This window comes from Maribacter sp. (genome assembly GCF_039968975.1).
Lineage (GTDB): Bacteria > Bacteroidota > Bacteroidia > Flavobacteriales > Flavobacteriaceae > Maribacter.
Map to the genome: position 1 here is coordinate 1 of NZ_JBDVOT010000078.1, position 23,363 is coordinate 23,363.

At 36.2% G+C, this 23,363-nt stretch carries 20 protein-coding genes; 14 read left to right on the forward strand and 6 right to left on the reverse strand.

Going from position 1 to position 23,363, the window contains the following annotated elements; genetic code table 11:
• Nucleotides 1–298 (forward strand): hypothetical protein (locus tag ABJI11_RS05445; RefSeq protein WP_348350146.1); only part of this gene is annotated, 298 nt, incomplete at its 5' end.
• Between the two features lie 2 nt (nucleotides 299–300).
• Here the strand turns inward: ABJI11_RS05445 and ABJI11_RS05450 are convergent.
• Genes ABJI11_RS05450 through nirB form a run of 5 tightly spaced genes read right to left on the reverse strand, consistent with a single transcriptional unit; the run spans nucleotide 301 to nucleotide 6,291 of the window.
• On the reverse strand, nucleotides 301–885 hold the full coding sequence (locus tag ABJI11_RS05450; RefSeq protein WP_348350148.1) for a bifunctional precorrin-2 dehydrogenase/sirohydrochlorin ferrochelatase: 585 nt from the start codon (nucleotides 883–885) through the stop codon (nucleotides 301–303).
• Complete coding sequence (locus ABJI11_RS05455) at nucleotides 872–2,722, reverse strand: ATP-binding protein (RefSeq protein WP_348350150.1); 1,851 nt, start codon at nucleotides 2,720–2,722, stop codon at nucleotides 872–874. Before ABJI11_RS05455 ends, ABJI11_RS05450 begins: the two co-directional genes overlap by 14 nt.
• Before the next feature lie 23 nt (nucleotides 2,723–2,745).
• Nucleotides 2,746–3,336, reverse strand: a complete 591-nt coding sequence (locus ABJI11_RS05460; RefSeq protein ID WP_348350152.1) for a DUF4202 domain-containing protein — start codon at nucleotides 3,334–3,336, stop codon at nucleotides 2,746–2,748.
• Between the two features lie 21 nt (nucleotides 3,337–3,357).
• Entirely contained in the window at nucleotides 3,358–3,735 is a 378-nt protein-coding gene (gene nirD / locus ABJI11_RS05465; protein WP_027065578.1) for a nitrite reductase small subunit NirD, read from the reverse strand.
• A 36-nt stretch (nucleotides 3,736–3,771) separates the two neighbouring features.
• The gene (gene nirB / locus ABJI11_RS05470) at nucleotides 3,772–6,291 is read right to left on the reverse strand and encodes a nitrite reductase large subunit NirB (protein ID WP_348350154.1); all 2,520 of its coding nucleotides are present in this window, start codon (nucleotides 6,289–6,291) and stop codon (nucleotides 3,772–3,774) included.
• A 124-nt stretch (nucleotides 6,292–6,415) separates the two neighbouring features.
• On the opposite strand from nirB, the gene cobA reads away from it, so the two are divergent.
• The 13 genes from cobA to ABJI11_RS05535 all read left to right on the forward strand — a co-directional run bounded on the left by cobA (nucleotide 6,416) and on the right by ABJI11_RS05535 (nucleotide 22,544).
• Nucleotides 6,416–7,189: a uroporphyrinogen-III C-methyltransferase gene (cobA, locus tag ABJI11_RS05475; RefSeq protein ID WP_348350156.1), complete on the forward strand. Its 774-nt coding sequence runs from the start codon at nucleotides 6,416–6,418 to the stop codon at nucleotides 7,187–7,189.
• A gap of 248 nt (nucleotides 7,190–7,437) precedes the next feature.
• Nucleotides 7,438–8,865 (forward strand): NarK family nitrate/nitrite MFS transporter, encoded by a 1,428-nt coding sequence (locus tag ABJI11_RS05480; RefSeq protein ID WP_348350158.1) that lies wholly within the window; start codon nucleotides 7,438–7,440, stop codon nucleotides 8,863–8,865.
• 12 nt (nucleotides 8,866–8,877) lie between these two features.
• On the forward strand, nucleotides 8,878–9,636 hold the full coding sequence (locus tag ABJI11_RS05485; RefSeq protein ID WP_348350160.1) for a Crp/Fnr family transcriptional regulator: 759 nt from the start codon (nucleotides 8,878–8,880) through the stop codon (nucleotides 9,634–9,636).
• Nucleotides 9,637–9,886: 250 nt separating this feature from the next.
• Nucleotides 9,887–11,275: a CmpA/NrtA family ABC transporter substrate-binding protein gene (locus tag ABJI11_RS05490; RefSeq protein WP_348350162.1), complete on the forward strand. Its 1,389-nt coding sequence runs from the start codon at nucleotides 9,887–9,889 to the stop codon at nucleotides 11,273–11,275.
• A gap of 33 nt (nucleotides 11,276–11,308) precedes the next feature.
• A complete protein-coding gene (locus ABJI11_RS05495) occupies nucleotides 11,309–12,409 on the forward strand; it encodes an ABC transporter permease (RefSeq protein WP_348350164.1) in 1,101 nt (366 codons plus the stop codon).
• Nucleotides 12,410–12,428: 19 nt separating this feature from the next.
• Nucleotides 12,429–13,268, forward strand: a complete 840-nt coding sequence (locus tag ABJI11_RS05500) for an ABC transporter ATP-binding protein (protein ID WP_348350166.1) — start codon at nucleotides 12,429–12,431, stop codon at nucleotides 13,266–13,268.
• Between the two features lie 11 nt (nucleotides 13,269–13,279).
• A complete protein-coding gene (locus tag ABJI11_RS05505; RefSeq protein WP_348350168.1) occupies nucleotides 13,280–14,104 on the forward strand; it encodes an ABC transporter ATP-binding protein in 825 nt (274 codons plus the stop codon).
• 34 nt (nucleotides 14,105–14,138) lie between these two features.
• The gene (locus ABJI11_RS05510; RefSeq protein ID WP_348350170.1) at nucleotides 14,139–15,419 is read left to right on the forward strand and encodes an alginate export family protein; all 1,281 of its coding nucleotides are present in this window, start codon (nucleotides 14,139–14,141) and stop codon (nucleotides 15,417–15,419) included.
• A gap of 90 nt (nucleotides 15,420–15,509) precedes the next feature.
• A complete protein-coding gene (locus ABJI11_RS05515; protein WP_348350172.1) occupies nucleotides 15,510–16,205 on the forward strand; it encodes a response regulator transcription factor in 696 nt (231 codons plus the stop codon).
• Between the two features lie 162 nt (nucleotides 16,206–16,367).
• The gene (locus ABJI11_RS05520) at nucleotides 16,368–16,796 is read left to right on the forward strand and encodes a DUF6526 family protein (RefSeq protein WP_348350174.1); all 429 of its coding nucleotides are present in this window, start codon (nucleotides 16,368–16,370) and stop codon (nucleotides 16,794–16,796) included.
• A 504-nt stretch (nucleotides 16,797–17,300) separates the two neighbouring features.
• On the forward strand, nucleotides 17,301–20,831 hold the full coding sequence (locus ABJI11_RS05525) for a molybdopterin-dependent oxidoreductase (RefSeq protein ID WP_348350176.1): 3,531 nt from the start codon (nucleotides 17,301–17,303) through the stop codon (nucleotides 20,829–20,831).
• Nucleotides 20,832–20,842: 11 nt separating this feature from the next.
• The gene (locus ABJI11_RS05530; RefSeq protein WP_348350178.1) at nucleotides 20,843–22,279 is read left to right on the forward strand and encodes a rubredoxin; all 1,437 of its coding nucleotides are present in this window, start codon (nucleotides 20,843–20,845) and stop codon (nucleotides 22,277–22,279) included.
• A 139-nt stretch (nucleotides 22,280–22,418) separates the two neighbouring features.
• Nucleotides 22,419–22,544, forward strand: coding sequence for a hypothetical protein (locus ABJI11_RS05535; RefSeq protein WP_348350180.1), 126 nt, complete (start codon nucleotides 22,419–22,421; stop codon nucleotides 22,542–22,544).
• A 19-nt stretch (nucleotides 22,545–22,563) separates the two neighbouring features.
• Here ABJI11_RS05535 and ABJI11_RS05540 read toward each other — a convergent pair.
• On the reverse strand, nucleotides 22,564–23,363 hold an 800-nt coding region (locus ABJI11_RS05540; RefSeq protein ID WP_348350182.1), incomplete at its 5' end, for a Pycsar system effector family protein.

Here is a 23,363-nt window from a genome sequence, read left to right on the forward strand (position 1 = left end):
TATATTAGCATCAGAAGCACAGTATGATTCTGAAAGTTGTGGTCTTGAAGAAGCTATGAGTTATACAATCGACGCAGAAAAATATGCCATTGATTCTCGTGATTTTTCTACAGAAGCTTTTGAAAATGTAAAAAATGCGGCAAAGGCGAATAATCTAGGAAATTTACAGTTCTATATGCGAAAGGCACAGCGTTTAATGCGAGATGCTCAAGATGCTGCAGATTCATCTGTATATGCAGCGGATAATGCGCATTACAGCTGTAGTCATGATATGGACCATGCAAGTATAAATAACTAAAACTACTTTTCTTTCTTGTTTACTAACCCCTTTGTAAATTCATTTAAGGTCTCTACTTTTTCCTCAAAATCACCTTTGATGGTTTTTCTGAATTCGTTGAGGTTTTGAACCAAATCATCAATATTTTCAGGAATAACATCCTCAAAAAATTGACGTAGTCTTTTGGCTGTAGTCGGTGATTTTCCGTTTGTAGAAATAGCTACTTTTACATTGCCCTTGGTCACGATTCCGCCCATATAGAAATCACAAAATGGAGGGTTATCGGCAACATTTACCAGTATTTGTCTTTCCCTACAATCATGATATACTTGCTCGTTTACAGGTACATTATCTGTAGTGGCAATGGCTAGATGTTTTCCTTTTAAATAAGAAACATCGTAAGGAGCCACATTCATTTTTATATTGAATTTGTTGGCCAATGCTATAGTTTCTTCTCTAAACATTGGTGAAACCATTTCAACTTGTGCTGTAGGACTTGATTTTAATAAAAAAGTCAATTTTTCTAAGGCAACATTTCCACCACCAACGATTAGTATATGTAGGTTAGATACTTTTAAAAATACGGGGTAAAGTTCATTCCGTTCCATGTGATGTTTTGTTTTCTTCTGTTTTGTAATTGATAGTAACTCTCGTTCCTTTCCCAATTTCAGAGTTTATAAAAAGTCTGCCGTTAATATAGTCGATTCGTTCTTTCATAAAAAACAGACCCATACCGCCTTCGCTATTATTTTTGGGTAGTTTGCCTAAAATAGAGTCGTCAAAGCCCTTGCCGTCATCATCTATAACCACACTTAAAATAGGATAAGAGTAATTTAAGGTAACTAAAATATAATTGGCTTCAGCGTACTTTATAGCGTTGTTAACGGCTTCTTGCGTAACACGGTAAATGTTAGTTTCGGCAAGGGAATCAAACCTAATATTTGCATCTGTTTTATTTTTGAACAATACGGTTTTGCCTGTAAGTTTGGAAAGCTCGGTCGTCATTTTATGGATAGCAGGAAAAATGCCGTGATCACTCAACTCTGGCGGAGTAAGATTAAAAGTGGCTGTTCTAACCCCTTTTATAAGGTCAGAGGTTAAGGCTTTTAAGTAGGCGATTTTTTCTCCGGTTTTAACCTGGTCTTCAATATCTATAGACTCGATATTAAATTTTAGTGCTGTCAACATTTGTCCAATACCGTCATGTATATCTTTGGCTATACGCTTGCGTTCCTCTTCTTGACCTTCAACAATCTGGCTTGCTTGCACCTTCTTTTGCTGCATGCGCTCCTCAAAATTTTGCTTGGTCAATTGCTGCACCTTAAGCTGGTTTTCTTTACGCTCGGTAATATCTGAACATAAAATTAAAATGTCTTGCTCTAATGAAGACTGGTGCATGGGTACAATAGACATATCTAACCAAAGATTAATGCCTTTGGCGTTCACTACTTGTAACTCTTCTGTTCGTATAACCTTTTTTCTGTTTATTTTCAACACCTCTTTCAAATACGATTGCTGACCCTCTTCTGCAGTCAATATTTCAGAAATAGGCTTATTTATAGGTGTGGTCTCATGACCTAAAAGATCTAAAAACTTTTTACTTATAAAAACAATACTGCCGTCTTTACGAATACTCGCAAAAAGTGCGGCATTGTCAATAACAAAATTCAGTTCTTGCAGTTCTTTTAAAGAGCGTTCCTTTTCATCATATAGACTTTGAATCTTTTCTAATTGTCCTTTAGACTCTTCGTCTTTACCCATAAGGTGACCAATGGTATTTTTAATTTGGATGGATAGAGGTCTAAAAATTACAAAAATTTCTAATAGAAGAATTAATAATGAAAAAGCAAGTAACCAATACTCTTTCTGTTTTAATTTTTGAAGTTGTTCATTGCTACGGGCATCATATTCATTTACAATTTGATCCATGAGATTTAAAAACGTGCGCTCATTGTTCAACAGGGCATCTATATCTGTTTGCTGAACAATGGTATCAATATTTTGCTGGTGCGATGCCAATACATTCTCGACTGCATTAACCATTGCCGAATGATGAGGGTCAAGCTCTTTAAATAATGTTCGTACCTTTGGGTCATCTTCATAAGGTAGATTAAAAGAGGCATCTCCTAAGTGAAGACCTAAGTGAGATACCTTCCAAACGGCGAGGGTTTTCTCTATCTCAGAGAGCACCATCTTTTTATCTTCTGGGTCACTAAGTTCTTTTAAAAGTAAGGTCTCTTTTGTCAATTTTTGACTAAAAGCACGTTGTCTACCGGCTATGTTTATAAGTTCAGAATCGCCAGACTGTGCTTTTAGGTGCAATTGAATAAGTACTTGAGCTATTATAACGGTAAGCGCTATGGCTGCCAATGCCAATAAATACCATTTACGAATACGTATAAATGTAGCCGTGTCCAATGGTATATTCTGCTCGTTATTGGCCATAAAAAATGTATAGTAAATTGTAATTAGGCTTGAAGTGCCTTGGTAATCAAATCTAAAGAAAATTTAGAGAGCGGTAATTTTAATGCAGCTTCTTGGCCTTTAATAGACATCTTTCTCCATGTTTTCTGAAGGATATCTATGGTTTTGTCTTCCTCATGTTTATGTGCAAAAGGCTCAAAATAGAACTCTAAGAATACTAAACAGATTACATCTTCCAATGCTTGGGTTTCTTCGTTTTTCTTTAGCTGTTTTTTCTCTAAAAGAAACTTAACGTTGTCAATGGTTTCGTCATCATAACCTACATCCTCTAAAATAGAAGCAGCTTTCTTTGCATGAAACTTCTTTAATTCTTGTCGCCATCTCAAATAGCCTTCGCGGTTCATTTCATAGGATTCTCTCGGTATTTCCCATCTACAGATATGTTGACATCTTGCGGTTAACCGTAGCGCTTCAGATGCTGTTGGGTCAAATTCGTTTAATCGCTCTGTCATTCTAATACCGTAAAGTACTTCTTTGGGGTAGGTAGTACCTTCAAAAACTTCAGTATTGGGATCTTGCTTATTGGCTTCGTCAAAATGTTGAAATGCTACTAATAATTTATCCGTGGTCGCCATAAGTCTTATGTTTACTCAAAGCTATTCAGAAAAGCCAACATACACAAAGTCATCTTCAATTTTAATAGGATATACCGCTATTGGATCCAAATCACTATTTAAATTTTCGCCATTTTCTAAGGAAAATGTCTTTTTGTGTAACGGACAGGCTACCATTGGTATCCCCTTATGGTCACCAATCATACCTCTACTTAGAACCATTTCTTGTTTTTCAGGAGAAAGGTTTTGGCAAGCGTACCATGTATTTAGTCGTTCAAAATTAAATACGGCAATTTGTAGATCTTTATATTTTACACAAGCGCCTCCATCTTTTGGAAACGCAGTAACCGGTGCTGCTTTAAACCAAACGGTTACTTCCTCTGGTTTTACGGTCTTATATTTATCTGAAATTATAGTCATTGTTTAAATTTTAGAAATTGGTTGTTTAAAACGTAGTTAGATCCATTTTTCTGGCATTTTTTGTTCTCTTAATGGAACAAAAACTAAGTTGTCATCTTCTTCTTCACTATTTACAAAGTGATTAAAACGTTTCATCATTTCTGGGTCGTTAATAGCTTGTGTCCATTCACACTCAAACTTATTAACTAGTGTTTGCATTTCATTTTCTAAATCTTCTGCAATCCCTAATTTATCATCTATAATTACATCTTTTAAATAATCAAGACCACCTTCTAAACGTTCTTGCCACGCTGCTGTTCTTTGTAAAGGTTTTGCAGTACGCATGTATAACATTAGGTAACGGTCTATATACTTAATTACGGTTTCATTATCTATTTGTTCTGCAAATAACTCAGCATGTCTTGGTGTAGCGCCACCGTTACCGCCAAGGTATAAGTTCCAACCACCTTCTACAGCAATTAAACCAAAATCTTTTCCACGAGCTTCGGCACATTCACGAATACAGCCAGAAACACCACCTTTAATTTTGTGTGGAGCACGTATTCCTCGGTATCTATTTTCCAATTCAATACCAAAACTTACACTTTCAGCCATACCGTATCGGCACCATGTAGAACCTACACAAGTCTTTACTGTGCGTAAAGATTTTCCGTAGGCATGTCCGCTTTCAAAACCATGGTCAATTAAATCCTTCCAGATTAATGGCAATTGGTTTAAGGTAGCACCAAATAAATCAATACGAACACCACCAGTTACTTTGGTGTATAAATCATATTTTTTAGCAATTTCTCCAAGAGCAATTAGCTTATCTGGTGTAATTTCTCCACCAGGAACACGAGGAACAACAGAATACGTTCCATTACGCTGAATGTTTGCTAAGAATCTATCATTAGAATCCTGTATGGCATACTCTTTATTAGCGGTATCTGCATTAATACTAGCCATTAAAGAAGCGACAAGCGGTTTACACAATTCGCAACCATGACCACCGTTTCCGTGATTATCAAGAACTTCATTAAATGTTTTATAGCCTTTTACTTGAATGATTTTATATAAATCTTGTCTGTTTAAATCAAAGTGTTCGCAAATTGAATCTTTAACTTCTATACCTAAAGATTTTAGAGTAGCCTCGGTAAGATCTTTTACCATGGGCTTACATCCACCACAACCAGTACCTGCTTTAGTACAAGTAACCACATCGGCAAGGTCCTTAGATTCACCACTCTCAATAGTACTGCAAATTTGTCCTTTTGTAACATTTTCACAAGAACATATTTGTGCTTCATCTGGTAAATCCATAACATCACCAAAAGAACCACCACCTTCACCTGCAGGTAAAATTAATTGTGCAGGATCTTCAGGAATAGCCATTCCATTTAAAAATATTTGGTGCAGCATGCTATAATCTGATGCATCACCAACTAGAATTCCTCCTAACAGTTTTTTGCCGTCAAGACTAACATTGATTCTTTTATATAAATGCTGTGTTTTGTTTTCAAATATAATAGAGTGTCCTTTTGAAGCTGGCATAAATGGCTCTCCAAAACTAGCAACATCAACACCAATTAGTTTTAATTTGGTAGACATGTCTATTGATGCGGGCATTAAATCGTCCGTTTTACCTAAAATCTGCTCAACGGCAATACCGGCCATATCGTATCCAGGGGCAACCAAACCATATATCATTTGATTGTAAAGAGCAATTTCGCCAATGGCATATATATTACTGTCAGATGTTTGCATTTTGTTGTCCACGACGATACCGCCACGAACACCAACTTCTAATCCCGAATTTTTTCCTAGTTCATCCCTTGGGCGAATACCTGCAGAAACTACTAACATTTCAACATCTAGAACGTCATCTTCTCCAAATTCCATTCCTGTAATGTATCCATCATCCCCAAGAATTTGATTGGTGGCTTTGCTTAAGTGAATGTTTAAACCAATAGATTCCAGTTTTAATTGTAGTACCTGACTACTTCTAGAATCTAACTGTCTTGGCATTAATTTAGGCGCAAACTCTACAATATGTGGTTCTAGGCCCATATCCATAACCGCTTTACCAGCCTCAAGCCCTAGCAGCCCGCCACCTAATACCGCAGCTTTAGCATTTGGGTTCTTTGCTTTTATTTTAGCTGCATAAGCCAACATGCCTTCTAAATCTTCTATAGTTCTGTATACAAAAACACCTTCTTTTTCAACGCCTTTAATTGGAGGTACAAAAGCAGATGATCCTGTAGCTAAAACAAGGTAGTCATAAGAAAACGCTCTGTCTTTTGCCGTAGTTATGGTTTTATTAGTTCTATCGATGTCCGCAACGCGTTCATCTACGATTAATTCTATACCATTTTCTGCGTACCATTCCGCAGGAGCCATTTCTAAAGCTTTAGCATCTTGGTTTTCAAAAAACTCACTTAAGTGAACTCTGTCGTACGCCGGTCTTGGCTCTTCACCAAAAACAATAAGTTTAAATTGTTTGCTTTCCTCTTTAGCGACAAACTTCTCACAGAATTTGTACCCTACCATTCCATTACCGACAACTAGTATAGTTTTCATACCCTTATTATTTATGCTACACAGCAATATTACGTATAAATACGTATATATTCTATAATTATACCAAAATAAATACGTATTATTGTTGCAGAATCGATAATTAATAATGCTAAATACTATGAAGATGGAATTGGAGAAAACAGCAAAAGTAAGCTTGGTTGGAGCAGGACCGGGAGCAAAAGACCTAATAACAGTAAGGGGTTTGAGGGTTTTAAATGAGGCGGATGTTATTTTGTACGATGCATTAATTAGCGACGAATTATTATCTGAACTACGTACTGATATTCCTAAGATTTATACAGGAAAAAGATGTGGTAAGCACTCTCATACTCAAGATGAAATTAATGAATTGATAGTCAAATACGCGTTTGAATTTGGACATGTAGTAAGATTAAAAGGCGGAGATCCTTTTGTTTTTGGTAGGGCAAACGAAGAGATAGAATATGTAGAAGCATTTGGTATACCTGTAAGTATTATACCCGGAATATCAAGTTCAATTGCCGTACCGTCTAGTCAAGGAATACCTATGACCAAAAGAGGGGTAAGTAGTAGTTTTTGGGTAATGACTGCCACTAAGAAAGATGGTACATTCTCTCAAGATTTACAATATGCCGCAAAATCATCTACCACAATGGTCATATTAATGGGTATAAAAAAGCTAAGTAAAATAATAGACGAGGTTAGTAAATATAGGGGTAGAATGACCCCTGTTGCTGTAATACAAAATGGAACAACAGAAAATGAGCGGTGCGTTGTGGCAACCTTAGATACTATTCATCAGTACCAATCTTCTATAGATACAAACATGCATGGAATCATTGTAATAGGTGATGTTGTAGCTGATCATCCATCCTTTTTTGAAGAAGAAGTGCAACGTATATTACATGATGCTATTTAAAGTGTTTTTACTCAGTAAATGACTTGTATCTACTCAGCATTTACTAAAAAATGCACCTGTTTAAAATTTGAAAATTAGTAATAATTGATTTTTGTTATCCTGAAATTCCGAATACTACAAATTTGTATTCCTCATACTAGATATTATGTAATTATACGTAGTAAATGTGTAAAACATACAAAACTACGTATAATTACGTATAAAATATATTAGGTTTGTACTGATTCATAAACATAATATTAAATAGCATGGAAAATCAATCCAAAAAATCTACTACTTTAAAGTTAACTGACTTAAAAAGTATGCCCATTCGTACTTTCTGGATTACATCGATAGCATTCTTTATATGCTTTTTTGCATGGTTTGGTATAGTTCCTTTTATGCCAGATGTAGTTAAGGATTTGGGATTGACTCCTGATCAAAAATGGAACTCTATTATATTAGCGGTTACAGGAACTGTTTTCGCTAGACTGTTAATTGGTAAGCTTTGTGATAAATATGGTCCTAGATTGTGTTATACCTATTTGTTAATCTTGGGTGCCATACCCGTAATATTGATAGGATTTGTTCAAACACCTACGCAATTCTTAATATGTAGACTGTTTATAGGTTTTATTGGTGCATCATTTGTAATTACTCAGTTTCACACTTCAATTATGTTCGCCCCCAATATTGTTGGTACTGCCAATGCTACTTCCGCAGGATGGGGAAATTTAGGTGGTGGTGCCAATCGTCTTGGTATGCCATTAATTGCAGCTGCAGTAGTAAGTTTTGGAGTTGCAGATGAAATTGCGTGGAGGTATTCTATGATTATTGCCGGTGTTATTGCAATGATAATGGGTGTTGTATACTATTTTTTTACACAAGATACTCCTGAAGGCAACTTCAAAGAATTAAAAGAAGCTGGTAAAATGCCAAAGCTTAAAAAAGATGAAGAATCATTTGTTAGTGTATTGAAAGATTATAGAGTGTGGATTCTCTTCATCGTATACGCAGCATCTTTTGGAATGGAGCTTACCGTGTACGGTACTATGGATGATTATTTGCAGAATACATTCGGACTAACAAGATCCACTGCGGGTAACTTGGTGCTTTCATTTGCACTCATGAATATCTTTGCCCGTACGTTGGGTGGATTCTTCGGTGATCGTTTTGGTAGGCTTAAAGGCTTACGCGGCAGGGTACTTTTCTTGACCGTAATACTAGCGCTTGAAGGGGTTATGCTTTCAACATTCTCTTTAGCCACAAGTTTTGCAATGGGTATCGTATTCTTAATTGCCTTTAGTTTAACCGTGCAAATGGCAGAAGGGGCAACCTTCTCGGTAGTACCATTTATAAACAAAAAAGCAATTGGTTCTATATCTGGTATTGTTGGTGCTGGCGGAAATGTAGGTGCATTTTTAGCTGCTATTTTATTAAAATCTAAATCGGCATTGGCAGAGACCAACGCCTTGGCTGCGAATGCTAATTTAGGCGAAGAGGCTATGAAGGCGGCACAATCTGCAGCCGCATCAGGAGCAGTTTCTAGCGGTTACTTTATTATTGGCGGTTTTGTAATTGTTACCGCGTTGACAACTTTGGCTATTAAATTCTCTGCAGAAGATGAAAAACAGGTGAAGGAGGAATTGAAAAAATCGGAATCTCCAGTTGTTAAATTATCTCCAAGCACTATATAAATAAAATTATCTATGCGTACAGGCACAACAAACATATCAAAGTTTTCTTCCGAAAATTCGGAGTTACTTGATAGTGCCTGTGGAGTTTGTACCAATAAGAAATGCTTAATTCAAAAGAACATTCATTCTTCTAATATTGAAAAATTAGTTCAAGCTAGAAAAGAAATTAAATGTAAAAAAGGGCAGCAGTTTATCATGGAAGGTGCTTCTGTTACAGGTCTGTTTTTTCTATTGAGTGGTAAGGTAAAAGTATTAAGGACCGGGCTTCATGGTAAAGAACAAATTGTTCGTTTTGCGGTACCAGGTGAAATAATAGGGCATAGAGGTTTTGGTACAGAAGAGACGTACCCCATAAGTGCCATTGCTTTAGTAGATTGTACCTTATGCTATTTTTCAAAAGAATTACTTCAAGAAACATTAAGGGAAACACCTAGTCTAACCTATGATTTTATGTTGTTTTATGCGAATGAACTTAACCGCAGTGAAATTCGAGTAAAATCGTTATCTCAAATGACGGTTAGAGAACGGGTCATTGATACCTTATTATACATCAATCGCAAATTTGGGCAAACCAACGGATTTTCTTCCCTGCTATTAAGTAGACGTGAGTATGCAGATTATGCAGGTACCACAGAAGAACAGGTCATAAGAATGTTCTCTATTCTTAAAAAAGAAGGCTTATTACTTACCAAAGGTAAAAGAGTAGGTATTTCTAATATTGAATTACTTAAAAAAGAAATATCAGAGCACAATTTCTACCTAGACAGCTAATAGTACGTATTTCTTTCACTCCTTCATTTACGTAGTTAACACGATTCATTTTAATGTATTTAAGATATTGAAAAACAGCAATTTATTTGTAGAACCTGTTTTTTGGCAGTTTCTAATATGGCTTGTAGGTGGGTTTTAATATGGTATAAAAAGAGGTTTAAACATCGCTTATATCATTTATGAAAAATGCTGTTACGTATATATTTGTTCAAATAAGTATTAATACGTAGAACACTAAATAAATAAGATTATGAAAAACATTTTTACTTCATCTATTTTAACCCTTTCCTTCGCCTTGGTATTTACGGCCTGTGGTGATACAAAGAGTAAGAAGACCGAAACGGTTTCTGAAGAAGCTGTAGCATCAAAAACTAAAATGCTAGATATTGAAAAGCCACAATTAACATTTGGTTTCATAAAGCTTACAGATATGGCACCGTTGGCCATTGCAAAAGAAAAAGGCTTTTTTGAAGATGAGGGACTTTTTGTTTCGGTAGAAGCACAGTCTAACTGGAAAAATGTTTTAGACCGTGTAATTGACGGACAATTAGACGGATCACATATGTTGGCAGGTCAGCCAATTGCTGCAGGAGCAGGTTTTGGTAGACAAGCAGAATTGGTTACTCCGTTTTCAATGGATTTAAATGGTAACGGAATTACGGTATCTAACGATGTTTGGTCTAAAATGAAGCCGAATGTACCAGCAGATTCAGATGGTAAGCCAATTCACCCAATTAAGGCAGATGCTTTAAAGCCGGTAATTACATCTTATAAAAATGAAGGGAAACCGTTTAAAATGGGAATGGTTTTCCCGGTATCTACTCACAATTACGAATTACGTTATTGGTTAGCTGCAGCAGGTATTCACCCGGGTATGTATACAGCAGATAATGTGCAAGGTCAGATAGATGCAGAAGTTTTACTTTCTGTTACGCCTCCGCCACAAATGCCGGCTACATTAGAGTCTGGTACTATTTACGGATACTGTGTAGGAGAGCCTTGGAACCAACAAGCGGTTTTTAAAGGTATTGGTGTGCCGGTTACTACAAACTATGACATCTGGAAGAACAACCCTGAGAAAGTATTTGTAATGACAAAGCAATTTGTGGAGCAAAATCCTAATACGGCAATAGCGGTAACCAAAGCATTGATCAGAGCTGGTAAATGGTTAGATGAACCTGCAAATAGAGCTGAAGCGGTAGAAATATTATCTATGTCTCAATACGTAGGTGCGCCAAAAGAAGTACTGGCTAATTCTATGACAGGAACATTTGAATTTGAAAAGGGAGACAAGCGCGAAATGGTAGATTTTAATGTATTCTATAAGTACAACGCAACATATCCATTCTATTCTGACGGTATTTGGTTCTTAACTCAAATGCGTAGATGGGGACAAATTCCAGAAGCGAAATCATCAGATTGGTATGCATCTACAATTAAAGATATCTACCGTCCAGATATCTGGAAAAAAGCGGCAGATCTATTAGTGGCAGAAGGTCAAATTCCTGCAGCAGATGTGCCAGATACAGATGGTTACAAAGCAGCAACGGCAGATTTCATAGATGGCACAAGCTATGATGCCAAAGACCCAATTGGGTATATCAACAGTTTCTCTATTGGTAACAAAGACAAGAAATAATTAAAGCAATTCATTGACCCTAAACTAGATATTATGGAACAGGAAATGGTCTTAAAAAAGGAAAAGAGTATGTCTACAAATTTTAAGCAGATACTTGCTAAACTTACACCAAGTATAAAAAAGGATGGTATTATGAAATCCTTAAAAAATACTGGTATAACACTACTATCCATATTATTGTTTTTAGGGTTATGGCACATGGGTTCCAAAGCCTTATATAATAAAGAGGCAGATTATAAGATTGAAAAAGCATTGACGGAAAGAGGCGAAGAAGCTGCGGCTGCAGAACGTGCATGTATTGAATCTGGTGATAGTAGTTGCCAGCCAAATACATTGCCTTCTCCTTCTCAAGTATGGGCATCATTAAAATCTTTAGTAGCGGATCACCATGTAATTAGTGCTGACAAAGCTGCTTTCGCAGAGAAAATGGCGGCTACCAATGAAAAAATGATCGCTGCAGGTAAAGACCCAATTGTTTATACAGGTAGAGCTTCATTTATCGACATTGTTTTAACAAGTATTAAAACAGTATTCGCCGGTTTTCTTTTAGCATTATTGATTGCAGTGCCTATCGGGATTATTATAGGTCTTAGTCCGTCATTACGTAGTGCCTTCAATTGGTTCATTCAAATTTTTAAACCAGTATCCCCAGTAGTATGGTACTTATTGGTTTTTATGATCGTAAAAACTTTGTACATCGGTGACAGTTCAGATAATGCTTTTGTTATCTCATTTATAAGTGTTGGTTTTTGTGCCATGTGGGCCACGTTGGTCAATACGGCAATGGGTGTTGCATCTGTAGATAAAGATTATATCAATGTTGCCAAAGTATTAAAGCTGGGCACTTTTCAAAAAGTATTCAAGGTGATTTTGCCCTCTTCATTACCGCTGATTTTTACAGGACTACGTATTACACTTTCTGTAGCGTGGATGGTATTGATCGCTATTGAACTTTTAGCTCAAAGTCAAGGTTTAGGTCTTTTTGTATGGGAAGAGTTTCAAAACGGAGCCAATGACTCAAATGCAAAAATTATTGTGGCAATGTTCGTCATCGGTATCATTGGTTTCTTGTTAGATAGACTAATGCTAGCCGTACAGAATATGGTTTCCTTCAATAAAAACGAAATGGCATAACGCTTTCAAAAGATAGAACATGGCATACTTAGAACTAAATAATATATACAAAACCTATGGTAAGGGAGAGAATAGTACAGAGGTACTTTCTAATATCAACCTTACTATGGATGAAGGAGAGTTTGTAGCTATTGTAGGCTTTACCGGTAGTGGAAAAACCACTTTGGTCAATCTTATAAACGGGTTATTACAACCTACTAGCGGAGAAGTTCTTTTTAAGGGAGTTCCTGTTACCGATACCAGTCATGAACGCGGTGTAATATTTCAAAACTATTCACTTTTACCGTGGTTGACCGTAGGACAAAATATTTACATGGCCGTAAAAGAGGCTTTTCCAAAAGACAGTAAAAAAGTGCTGATGGAAAGGGTAAAAGAGTATGTAGCTATGGTAAGTCTTAGTCCGGCAATCAATAAAAGACCTAAAGAATTATCTGGTGGTATGCGTCAAAGAGTAGCGGTTGCCCGTGCGTTGGCTATGAATCCAGAAATGATCATTATGGATGAACCTTTAGGAGCTTTAGATGCATTGACCCGTGGAAATCTACAAGATGAAATTTTGAATATTTGGAGTCAAGACAAACGTACCGCATTATTGATTACCAATGATGTGGATGAAGGTATTTACATGGCAGATAGAATTATTCCTTTAAAGCCGGGACCAAATGCAACGTTAGGTCCGGAGTTTAAAATTGACATTGAAAGACCAAGGGATAAAACGGCAATGAACGATAACCCTGAATACAAGAAAACCAGAAATGCCATTATAGAATACTTGATGGACATAGGTGATGAAAGAAAAACAGTTTCTGACGTAGAATATAAATTACCGGAGCTTACGCCTAAAAGCTTTGTAGCCTAAAGAAATAGCAAATGAACACAACACTACAATCTAACGAAGTATATTCAGAAAATGGCATTGTCTATCCATCAAAAGTTATGCTGGATCTAGCTAAACTAAAGAAAGTATATCCAACGCCAAAAGGAGATTATGTGGTACTTGAAGATTTGAACCTGCAGATTCTAAAAGAAGAATTTGTAACCATAATAGGGCATTCGGGTTGTGGTAAAACAACCATGCTTTCTATGATTGCAGGGTTAAACCCAATCTCTGGCGGTAATATTTCCGTTTTGGGGAATCCGGTTAAAGGTCCGGGACCAGATAGAGGGGTTATTTTTCAATCTCCAAGTTTAATGCCTTGGATGACGGCTTTACAAAATGTATTGCTAGGGGTAAATCAGGTTTTTCCACACGCAACAAAAGGGCAACGTCAAGACATTGCAAAATACTATTTACATAAAGTAGGTCTAGAAAATGCATTCCACAAAAAAGCATCAGAATTATCTCAAGGTATGCAACAACGTGTGGGTATTGCCAGAGCATTTGCCATAAAGCCAAAAGTATTGTTGTTAGATGAGCCTTTTGGAATGCTAGATTCTTTGACCAGGGGAGAACTACAGGATATTCTCATAGAAATTTGGAACAAAGAAAAGATTACTGCGGTCATGATTACACATGATGTCGATGAAGCCATCTTTTTAGCAGATCGTGTGGTGATGATGACCAGCGGACCAAAAGCTAAAATAGGAGATATCCTATCCATAGATTTTGAAAGACCACGTACTAGAAAATCAGTTTTAGAGAACGATAATTATTATACCTATAGAAAACACCTCATAGACTTTTTAGAACACTAACAAATAACTCAATCAAACATTAAAAATTACGATTATGAAAAAGCAATATTTACTCATCACCTTATTGTTTCTGGCAGCAAATTCAATTTATGCACAATTTACATTAGACGGGCAATTTAGACCAAGAACAGAATATAGAAATGGCTATAGTAATTTAATACCAGATGCGGCAGATGCCGGTTTTGCAATATCTACACGTGCGCGTTTAAATGCTAAATATGAGACCGAATCATACCAGTTTTATCTAAGCTTGCAAGATATAATGGTCTGGGGAGAAAACAGACAAATTCTACCAGATGACCAGAACGATTCTTTTGCCGTTTTTGAAGCTTGGGCAAATATAAATTTAGGCAAAGGATGGTCTACAAAATTAGGTAGGCAAGTTATCAGCTATGATGATCAACGTATTTTTGGCGGATTAGATTGGGCGCAACAAGGTAGAAACCATGACGCGGGACTTTTAAAATATAAAAAAGACAAGTTCATGTTAGATGTAGGTCTAGCATTTAGTCAAGATTTTGATAACCCTACAGGTTTTCAATGGGCAGGCACAGCCTACAATACTACAGGATTTTTTACATATAAAACCATGCAGTATGTATATGCAAAACAACAATGGGATAAATTCTCGGGCAGCATATTGGCATTGAATAACGGATTCCAAAATTTTGATACTGCTGGCGCTGCAGACGGAGTAAGTAATTTACAGACCATAGGTACACATTTAGGGTATAAAACAGGTAGTTTCAGCGCAAATGCAAATCTGTTTTTACAGACGGGTGAAAGACAAAATGAATTGAAAAGTAGTGCCTATTTATTAGGTTTAGAACTTGGGTTCAAGGCAAGTGATAAAGTAACTCTAGGTATAGGTACAGAAGTTATCAGTGGCGACAAAGCAGATTCTACAGACAAAACAGAAGCATTTTTTCCATTATATGGAACCAATCATAAGTTCAACGGATTCATGGATTATTTCTACGTAGGTAACCATGCAAACTCTGTAGGTCTTTTTGATATTCATGCAAGTGCAAAATTCGATTTAGGAAAGCAATCTAGTTTATTGGTCAAAGTGTTGAACTTTAGCGGAGAACAAGAATTAGCAAGCGGTGAAAAATCATTGGGTACAGAAATAGATTTGGTTTTTGCCAAAAAATTCAATGGTTATGGTTTGGCAATTGGGTATTCTCAAATGTTCGCTGCAGATGGTATGTATGAGTTAAAAGGAATTACAGAAGACCTAGCGGCAAGCAGTCAAAATTGGGCTTGGGTACAGTTAACGATCAAACCTAAATTTTTGAATACTAAGAAAGAATAGTTTTATAGAAGTAAGTAGTTAGTTAAACGGTCTGTACAGCTATGGTTGTATAGACCGTATTTTTATTTTTAAAATATTACGTAATTTAGCATGTTACGTATAATTACCTATATTTTGAGTGAAACAACGAGGATAGTATTGGCAGATGATCACGCTTTGGTAAGGGACGGAATCCGTTCTTTATTGGAATCGGAATCTGATTTAGAAGTAATTGGTGAGGCCGCAAATGGAAAAGAAGCTATTGAGCTGGTAGGCAAAGTAACTCCAGATATTTTAATCATAGATATTAGAATGCCGGTAATGAACGGTATAGATGCCGTTGCAGAATTGACCAAAAGCAAATCAGAGGTAAAGACCATTATACTCTCTATGCATGATTCTGAAGAATATATCTTAAAATCAATAAGTTCAGGTGCCAATGGGTATTTATTGAAAGATACCGATAAGTCAGAATTTATAAAGGCAATACATACGGTAAGAGAAGGCGGTAAATACTTTAGCGGAGACATAAGTAATGTTCTTGTAAATAACTTATTGGGTGCTAAAAAAGAGGTGGTAAAAGAAGAAGCGCCACGCAAAACCGGTGATAATGTCTTTGACCTGACCAATAAAGAATTGAAAGTGTTAGAATTGGTGTTATCAGGGTTGACTAATCAGCAGATTTCAGAGAAACTTCAAAACAGTAAACGTACTATTGAAACACATCGTTTTAATTTAATGCGTAAGATGGATGTAAAAAACCTCATCGACCTTTCTAAAAAGGCACAGAAGCATAATTTGATTTAGAGATTTTTATTCTCCTTAAAACGAATTTTTTTCATCTTTAATTCATTCTAAAACCATAACGCTTATAGTTTAACGTACGTTTTCGTGTCGATGGGCTTCACACCACTGCTAACAACTTGAGCAAAATCGTATTATACAAGTATTTTTATCAAAATCAATAAAATGAAAGATCAGAATTTTAAAAATCACACAAAACTAGTAACAGGGTTTCACGGCGTATTATTTGTTGCCTTAGTTGCATTATTAGTTGGATCAGTATATCATCTTTTTAGAACCACCTCAGAAAACTTGTATTTAGCATCTTTAATGGTGTTAATTGCCATAATTTTGATCCTGATGGCTTGGTATGTGAGAACATTTCCTTTAAAAGTACAAGATAGAGCTATTAGAGCTGAAGAAAATTTGAGACATTATGTTATGACTGGAAAACTACTTCCTGCAGATTTGAAAATGTCGCAAATAATCGCCTTACGTTTCGCTAGCGATGATGAGTTTTTATCCTTGATGGAAAAAGCTTTAAAAGAAAAACTTTCTGCCAAAGAAATTAAATCGACTATCAAAAGTTGGAAAGGAGATTATTATAGAGTTTAATTTAGGTGCTCGAACTAAAAAATTTATAGGCGCAGGCCCATGCCGGAGCTAGTTCGTGACATTTCTTACAATATAGAATTTAAAGCTCATAACTTCAGTAAAGTTAAAATAAAGGATTAGAATAGCTTTTTGGTTCTTTTATGTAGTTACTATTTTAGTGCTACTATTTTCAATAGTTTTAATTATCATTGGGAATATGCCTTGTTTTGGAGATGGTTGTATGATTCATCTATTATATATCGTTGGCACTCCAGTTTTAATAATATTCGTTTTTACGACTAAAATCATTATCAAATAATCAAAAACAAAGTTTAAATAAAGGATACTTTATTTTAACATTCCAACACCTCACTTTCCTATTTATTGATCAATTCTCAGTGTCACCTTAACAAAATTGCGGATCACTCGATTTAATCCAAAACATTTACGATAAAAAAGTACGTATTTATACGTACTTTTTATAATTTGCAGTATACTTCTGAACCATTCTTTATCATTGATAAAATGAATAGTAATAAAACTCATAAAACAATATGTTCCTATTGCGGTGTAGGCTGCGGTATACTTGTAGATGTTGATACAAAAGGAACTATTTCGGTAGATGGTAATCCAGATTATCCATCTAATAAAGGTATGCTTTGTACCAAAGGGCGTAACCTCAACTACGTAGCTCAGGATACTACAGATAGAATTCTGTATCCAGAAATGAAATGGAGTAGAAATCATCCCTTGCAACGTGTTTCTTGGGATGCCGCATTTGAACGTGCTGCCGCGGTATTTAAAAGCATTATTGCCAGGCATGGTCCTGATAGTGTCGGTTTTTATGTGTCCGGTCAATGTCTAACAGAAGAATATTACCTCATCAATAAATTGACTAAAGGCTTTATAGGCACAAATAACATAGACACCAATTCTAGGCTTTGCATGAGTTCTGCCGTTGTGGGGTACAAAAAAACCTTGGGTGAAGACTCCGTTCCTATTTCATATGAAGATATTGAACTGGCAGATTGCTTTCTAATTGCAGGGGCTAACCCGGCATGGTGCCATCCTATTCTATATAGACGCTTAGAAAAGCATAAAGAAGAGAATCCACAGGTAAAAATAATTGTGGTAGATCCACGTAAAACACAGACTTGTGCTGGTGCAGACTTGCATTTACAGATCTTACCGGGTACAGATGTTATTCTATTCAATGCCATTGCACGTAGGTTAATAGAGAAAAGAAAAATAGATACAGCTTTCATTAAAAAGCACACTGCCAATTTTGAAGCTTGTAAAGAAATGGCGTATAGCCTGTCGCTTAAAGAGGCGGCAAAAAAATGCGGTATTCCTGTTGCTGATATTCGTAAGGCGGCAGAATATATTGGCAATGCCAAAAAGTTCATTAGTATGTGGACCATGGGGCTGAACCAAAGTGTTATTGGTGTAGCTAAAAATGTATCGCTATTAAACCTATCCTTATTAACAGGTCAAATAGGTAAGCCAGGATCAGGACCATTTTCATTAACCGGTCAGCCAAATGCCATGGGCGGTAGAGAAGTAGGTGGCATGGCAAGTTTGTTGGCGGCTCATAAAAATTTAGGTAATCCTGTTCATAGAAAAGAAGTATCGGATTTTTGGGGAGGCGGAGAAATTCAAGCCGAACCAGGTTACACGGCTACAGAAATGTTCGATGCCCTTGATGAAGGAAAGCTAAAAGCCGTTTGGATCGTATGCACCAACCCAGCGGTAAGTATGCCTAATTCTAACAAAGTAGAAAGAGCTTTAAAAAAGGCAAAGTTTGTTGTCGTTCAAGACATATCCCATAACTCAGAGACTACCAAATTTGCAGATTTGTTACTGCCTGCTGCAGGTTGGTTAGAAAAAGAAGGTACCATGACCAATTCAGAAAGACGAATTAGTTATTTACCTAAAGTGATAGATGCTCCCGGTGAAGCATTGCCAGATGCTGAAATCATTTGGCGTTTTGCACAAGCAATGGGTTATAGCGGCTTTGATTACAATAATAGTAGTGAGGTTTATGATGAACACTGTTTATTGACAAAAGGCACAGATATAGATATCTCTGGGCTGTCTTATGAAAGGTTGATAAATGAAGGTAGTTTTCAATGGCCTGTACCACATAAAACGCATAAAGGAACACCAAGGTTATTTACAGACCGTAAATTCTTGACCCACGATAAAAAGGCACATTTTAATGCGCCTTCTACCCTTTATAACAAATCTGAAGAAACAAATAGTGATTATCCGCTGATATTGAATTCTGGTAGAGTGCGTGACCAATGGCATACTCGTACCAAAACAGGTAAGGTAAAAAGGTTATTGACCCATATTCCCCAACCGTATTTAGAAATGAATGCGGTAGATGCTTATCTAAGAAAGATTAGGGAAGGTGATATTGCGGTTGTAAAAAGTAGAAGAGGTCAAGTACAGGTAAAGGTTCAGCTTAATTATGATATTCGTGAATTTGTTGTTTTCTTACCTATGCACTGGGGTAAGGTGTTGAACAATGATTTTGGTAGGGCAAATAATCTGACCAATGATTTGGTGGATCCAGTGTCTAAAGAACCAGATTTTAAGTATTGTGCCGTTGAGGTTACCAAGTTCGTAAAAGAAAAACAGAAGGTTGTTGTCATTGGAGCGGGAGCTGCAGCGTACCGTTTTATTCAATCATATAGAGAGAAGAATAGTCTAGATGAGCTTCATGTATTTTCAAAGGAAAAAGACCCATTTTATAACCGTGTCTTGTTACCGGAATATGTGAGTGATGAACTCTCGTGGGAAGCTTTGGAAAAGTTGAAGGATGGCGAATTGCAAAAGTTAGATGTTACGTTACACCCGGGTGTTGGTATCAATAATGTAAATGCAGATGACAAAACGGTAATAGATTCTAAAGGAGAAAAGCATAATTATGATTTGCTCATTATGGCAACCGGTAGTAGAGCCTTTATACCAAGTGATGTACAAATAAAATTACCGGGCCGTTTTACCATGCGTGAAAGAGGCGATGCAGATAAACTAAGAAAATATCTATTAGAAACGGGCTTGCAGGCAAAAGACCAGAATGTGGTCATTGTTGGTGGCGGACTTCTAGGGTTGGAGCTTGCGGCTGCTTTAAAGAAGATAAATATCAACATCAGTATTATTCAGCGAGCGCCTAGATTAATGGAGCGTCAATTAGATAGCGTGGCTAGCCGTTTGTTGGCAGAAGATGTTATGGAACGCGGTATTAATCTATACTTTGATAATGAAGTAAGTACTGTTTTTGAAGATAAAGAACAAAAACATAGCCTTTTGGTAAACCTGAAAACAGGGCGCACCATTCAGTGTAATGCAATTGTATATGCCATAGGTACTAGACCAAATATAGAACTGGCAAAGCAGACCGGCGTACATACACGTAGAGGTGTAGTGGTCAATTCATACCTACAAAGTAGTGACCCTTCTATTTTCGCTTTAGGAGAAATTGCGGAATTTAAAAATTCGTTGTTCGGTATTACTTCTGCAGCAGAGCAACAGGCAGATATAGCAGCTAATTTTATTCTTGGAGACTTTAGTAGTATTTACAATGGGTCTGTTTTAATGAACATATTAAAGTTTGAAAACCTTGATCTCTGTAGCATAGGTATGGTGAACTCACCAATTGGCGATTCTTCATATGAAGAAATTATTCTTATGGATGTTAGCAAGCGTTTCTACAAGAAATGTATTGTAAAAGATGATACGCTTAAAGGTGCCATTTTAATGGGCGATAAAAATGAGTTTGCAGAGTTTAAGAGGTTGATAGAAGAAGAAATAGAACTCTCTGAAAAACGAGACGAATTATTGCGTGGAGCATCCACATCTGTGCCGTTAAAGGGTAAATTGGTCTGCTCTTGTAGTCAAGTTGGTGAAGGCAATGTTATTGATGCCATCAATGGCGGCTGCTCTGATTTCAACAAATTGTGTTCAGAAACCGGGGCAGGTCTGGGGTGTGGTAGTTGTAAGCCCGAAATAAAGGATTTATTAAAGAAACAGCTTGTTTTAGCAAACTAAAAGAGTACAATATGAATGATGATCTGCATAGAATACTAATAAAGGGTGGTGTTACATCTCCTGGGGAATTAAAAGATATTATTACCATGTTAGAAGCTGCTGGACTAACAAGTGTCAATTTCGGCTCACGGCAAGATATTCTGTTTCCCCTAAAGGATGCAAAAGAAGAACAGCTAGAAAGTATCTCTAAATTCAATACGGATATCATTGCCAATCGTTCATTTCAGAATATTGTTAGCTCCTATGTGTCGGCAGATATTTTTGATATGACCCATTGGTTAAAGGGTTCTACCTATCTCTATATTTTAGAAGGATTTGACTTTTTGCCCAAGCTTAAAATCAATATTACAGATCCAAAACAACGCTTAGTGCCCATTTTTAGTGGTAACCTAAACTTTATAGCATCTGATCAAGAAGATTATTGGTACTTGAATATAAAATTACCGCATTGGAATTCAGCGGCATTTTACCCTGTGCTTATTTATAGTTGGGATATCAATTCTATCTCCAAACAGATTGAAGAAATATATGAAGACATCTCAGATATAGATGAGCTGTTCTTTATCATGAATAAAAACTTGGAGACCAATAACAAGACTATGGAAAAGGAATTAAAGGTTCCTTTTCAGACCTTTCCTTACTATGAAGGTATGAACCGGTTAGGGTCAGATTTATACTGGTTGGGTTTGTATTGGAGAAACAATAAATATGACCTGTCTTTCTTAAAAGAGTTCTGTGGCTTTTGCTTGGACAACAGTATAGGTAAAATATGTATTACCCCATGGAAATCATTTGTGGTAAAAGGAATAAAAAAATCTAGTAGACCAGAACTTGAACGTTTTCTAGGTAAAAAAGGTATCAATGTAAGGCACTCTCAACTAGAGATGAATTGGCATGTGCCCATTGATGACGGTGAGGCCTTAGAGCTAAAAAAATATTTGGTAAGAAGTTTTGATCAAAATGATATTAGCACTTATGGCCTCACCTTTGGTATTAGTAATGAAGTGGGTAAACGTTCACACTTTGCCTCGGTGATAATTGAAAAGAACAGTTTGCCCACTATCGTTAAAGAATTTGAAGTTCGCCCTACGTATAATGTTTTGCACTTTGAACATTTTGACCCCAATAGTCAAAACTACATTACTTATGCTCAAGACATAGACAAGATTGAATTACCAGGTTTATTGATGGAGTTAAGTAAAATGTATTTTGATCAATTAGGTCGCGTGGATGATAACGTAGAAAAGGCTAGTGTTGAAATTGTAGATGCTACCCAATCTTTGTTTCAGTGTCAAGATTGCCTTACCGTATATGACGAGTCTTTTGGTGATGAAGAATTAAACATAGCTGCGGGTACAAAATTTCAGGATATTGATGATAATTATGAATGTCCCGTATGCTCAGCACCAAAGTCTAGATTTAAAGAAGCGATGATACAAATGAGCTAAATGGCGTAAATAATGCATACTATGCATAACGTCAATGCATTAAGAAATAGCAAAAGAGATAAAAAATTGGTTTATGAAGTTAAGGTGCTAATGCCTATGGATCTAGATTTGTACTATAATCTTAAATAAGCCAACACTCATGACCAGAGTAAATATAGATAACCAAAGTAAAGAGCCAGTTTTGGCAAAAGCATTAAAACTAACTATAGTAATTGCTGCAATAGGCATATTGCTATGTATACTTCTAATGACCTTTGAATTGTAGAATATTGTTAGGTATTAAATTAAGGCTGCATTACGGGGAGTTCTAAAACTCTTTCCGGACCATAAAACTTAAGTGCAATACCAAATACAATTACAGAAATAATCATACCAACCATAAAAACGGTATAAGTCCACCGTAGAATTCTATACTTTCTTTCCAATACAATACCTAGAAAATAAAGATCCTTAGTTAATGAACTGTAGATGTAATCTTTATCTTTTATAAGCTCGTTCATAGCCCAATTGTATTGCTCCAACTTCATTTTATGAAAATTACCAAAGAACAATAAGTTTACTTTTTTTGTGGTAACTTCTTCTTCAGTAAACTGTCCGGTGGTAATATTCGGTTTTGTAGCTATAATAGACATCACCATAGAGATTACACTGAAAATTATAAATAGAAAAGTAGGGTAAAAAAGGTAATCGTTTGAAGGATTATCCAACTTGGGAACCAAATTTGCCAGTGCCATTGAAATAATTATGGCGTTTACCGAAAGTAGGATATTCGCTTTGGTGTCGGCAATATCGCTAAGTTTTAAGTGATTTTGAAGCGTTACCCTGTACAAGGTTTGTATTCCCCTATCAGGTAATTCTCCTTTGTATTTAGCTTTTAAACTTTCTTTCTTAATAAGCTCATTATTCTTTTTTCTGGCCTTAATGAGTCTCTTAATATTCTTGTCTTTTCCTTTTTGCCAATTATTGATGGCATAGTCCGTATAAAAACGATGTTTTGTACGTAAGAGAGTTATATTTTCTTCTCGCCAGTCTGCAGGCGAATTACGTTGCTTTTGTACCAAAGAAAGCTCTTCTCTCAACAGTT

What these genes read in the sequence shown, in the direction of transcription:
- ABJI11_RS05505 (WP_348350168.1), top strand. Translation starts at nt 13,280, where the DNA reads ATGAACACAACACTACAATCTAACGAAGTATATTCAGAAAATGGCATT.
- ABJI11_RS05490 (WP_348350162.1), top strand. Translation starts at nt 9,887, where the DNA reads ATGAAAAACATTTTTACTTCATCTATTTTAACCCTTTCCTTCGCCTTG.
- ABJI11_RS05455 (WP_348350150.1), bottom strand. Translation starts at nt 2,722, where the DNA reads ATGGCCAATAACGAGCAGAATATACCATTGGACACGGCTACATTTATA.
- ABJI11_RS05495 (WP_348350164.1), top strand. Translation starts at nt 11,309, where the DNA reads ATGGAACAGGAAATGGTCTTAAAAAAGGAAAAGAGTATGTCTACAAAT.
- ABJI11_RS05535 (WP_348350180.1), top strand. Translation starts at nt 22,419, where the DNA reads ATGACCAGAGTAAATATAGATAACCAAAGTAAAGAGCCAGTTTTGGCA.
- ABJI11_RS05515 (WP_348350172.1), top strand. Translation starts at nt 15,510, where the DNA reads ATGTTACGTATAATTACCTATATTTTGAGTGAAACAACGAGGATAGTA.
- ABJI11_RS05460 (WP_348350152.1), bottom strand. Translation starts at nt 3,336, where the DNA reads ATGGCGACCACGGATAAATTATTAGTAGCATTTCAACATTTTGACGAA.
- ABJI11_RS05525 (WP_348350176.1), top strand. Translation starts at nt 17,301, where the DNA reads ATGAATAGTAATAAAACTCATAAAACAATATGTTCCTATTGCGGTGTA.
- ABJI11_RS05485 (WP_348350160.1), top strand. Translation starts at nt 8,878, where the DNA reads ATGCGTACAGGCACAACAAACATATCAAAGTTTTCTTCCGAAAATTCG.
- ABJI11_RS05450 (WP_348350148.1), bottom strand. Translation starts at nt 885, where the DNA reads ATGGAACGGAATGAACTTTACCCCGTATTTTTAAAAGTATCTAACCTA.
- cobA (WP_348350156.1), top strand. Translation starts at nt 6,416, where the DNA reads ATGGAATTGGAGAAAACAGCAAAAGTAAGCTTGGTTGGAGCAGGACCG.
- ABJI11_RS05510 (WP_348350170.1), top strand. Translation starts at nt 14,139, where the DNA reads ATGAAAAAGCAATATTTACTCATCACCTTATTGTTTCTGGCAGCAAAT.
- ABJI11_RS05530 (WP_348350178.1), top strand. Translation starts at nt 20,843, where the DNA reads ATGAATGATGATCTGCATAGAATACTAATAAAGGGTGGTGTTACATCT.
- nirB (WP_348350154.1), bottom strand. Translation starts at nt 6,291, where the DNA reads ATGAAAACTATACTAGTTGTCGGTAATGGAATGGTAGGGTACAAATTC.
- ABJI11_RS05500 (WP_348350166.1), top strand. Translation starts at nt 12,429, where the DNA reads ATGGCATACTTAGAACTAAATAATATATACAAAACCTATGGTAAGGGA.
- ABJI11_RS05480 (WP_348350158.1), top strand. Translation starts at nt 7,438, where the DNA reads ATGGAAAATCAATCCAAAAAATCTACTACTTTAAAGTTAACTGACTTA.
- ABJI11_RS05520 (WP_348350174.1), top strand. Translation starts at nt 16,368, where the DNA reads ATGAAAGATCAGAATTTTAAAAATCACACAAAACTAGTAACAGGGTTT.
- nirD (WP_027065578.1), bottom strand. Translation starts at nt 3,735, where the DNA reads ATGACTATAATTTCAGATAAATATAAGACCGTAAAACCAGAGGAAGTA.